The sequence below is a fragment of the Neisseria sp. P0021.S006 genome, from assembly GCF_051956895.1.
Genome location: NZ_JBQCWZ010000400.1, coordinates 1 through 1,252 on the forward strand (window position 1 = coordinate 1; position 1,252 = coordinate 1,252).

General features: G+C 51.3%; 2 protein-coding genes. One reads left to right on the forward strand and one right to left on the reverse strand.

The window, feature by feature from the left end:
* Window positions 1-627: cytochrome b/b6 domain-containing protein (locus ACTHUM_RS14475; RefSeq protein ID WP_440403221.1), on the forward strand; the 627-nt coding region annotated here is incomplete at its 5' end.
* A 91-nt stretch (window positions 628-718) separates the two neighbouring features.
* On the opposite strand, the gene ACTHUM_RS14480 is transcribed toward ACTHUM_RS14475, so the two are convergent.
* Window positions 719-1,252, reverse strand: a 534-nt coding sequence (locus ACTHUM_RS14480) for a class I SAM-dependent methyltransferase (RefSeq protein WP_440403222.1), incomplete at its 5' end; no start/stop codon positions are given.

The window sequence follows — 1,252 nt, forward strand, 5'->3', positions numbered from 1 at the left end:
CCTACGCGCCTGTTCCATTGGCTCTTGGTGTTATTGATGGGTTTTATGTGGTACAGCGCAACCCAAGGTGGCGATATGCTGGTATGGCACTTGCGTGGCGGCTTGTTGATGCTGGCCTTGGTGGTTTTCCGTTTGTGTTGGGGGATTTGGGGCAGCGATACGGCAAAATTCAGCCGATTTGTGCGCCCGTTTTCCGAAATCCGCCGCTATACGCAAGGCCAAATGTCTGAAGACGAATTGGTCGGCCACAATCCTTTGGGCGCGCTGATGGTCATCGCTTTATTGGCTGCCTTGGTTTTTCAGACGGCTACAGGCTTATTTGCCGCCGATGAAAATACGTTTACCAATTCCGGCTTTTTGAATCATTTGGTCAGCGAACACGCCGGTACGCTGGCGCGAAAAATCCATGTCAATTTCTTTAATGTCTTGGCTGTTTTGGCGGGCGTACATATTGCGGCTGTTTTGCTGTATCGCTTTGTGAAAAAACAGGATTTGATTACGCCGATGATTAACGGCTTTAAAACCATCGATGCCAAGCAGCCTAAATTGGCCGGAATGGGGCAACTGTTTGCCGCTTTGTTGGTGGAGATTGCGGTAGTGTGCGCAGTATGGATGTTGCGCGGCTGATGCATTAAGGCTGATACCTAAATACAAACCGACCCCGATAGCTGAAATGGCTGTCGGGGTCGGTTTCTTTTTAGGGTTTAAAAGATGATGTTCAGACGGCCTTAACGCAGCGCAAGATGCTGTGGCCGCGGCCGATGTCGTCTGAAATTTCCGCTACTTTCAATCCGGCTTTTTCAACGCAACGGATCAGGTCTTCAGAGTGGAAGATTTTGCTGTTGCCGTTGGCCATGGCAGTGAAATACAGGCTGGTCATGGTCAGACAGTAGGCGGCGGTCTCGTAGCGTTGTCTGTCCCAGAAAGGCTCCATGATATAGAGGCTGGTGTTTTCGCTCATAGATGCAGCGGCGCGTTGAAGAATGCTGGTAGCTTGTTCCTCGGTGAAACAGTCTAGGAATTGGCTCATCCAGATCGCGTCAAAACCGGTTGGGAACGGAATTTCAGGATCAAGCAGGTTGGCCGGATGGGCGTGGATACGGTCCGCACCGTTTTTGCCTTTGGTCGCTTCGCGCATCAAGCCGATTTGTTGCGGCAGATCCATGATGGTTACTTCGACTTCGGCATTGTGGTTGACGCATTGTTCCGCCCAGCGGCCGGTATTGCCGCCGACATCGAGCAGTTTTTTAAC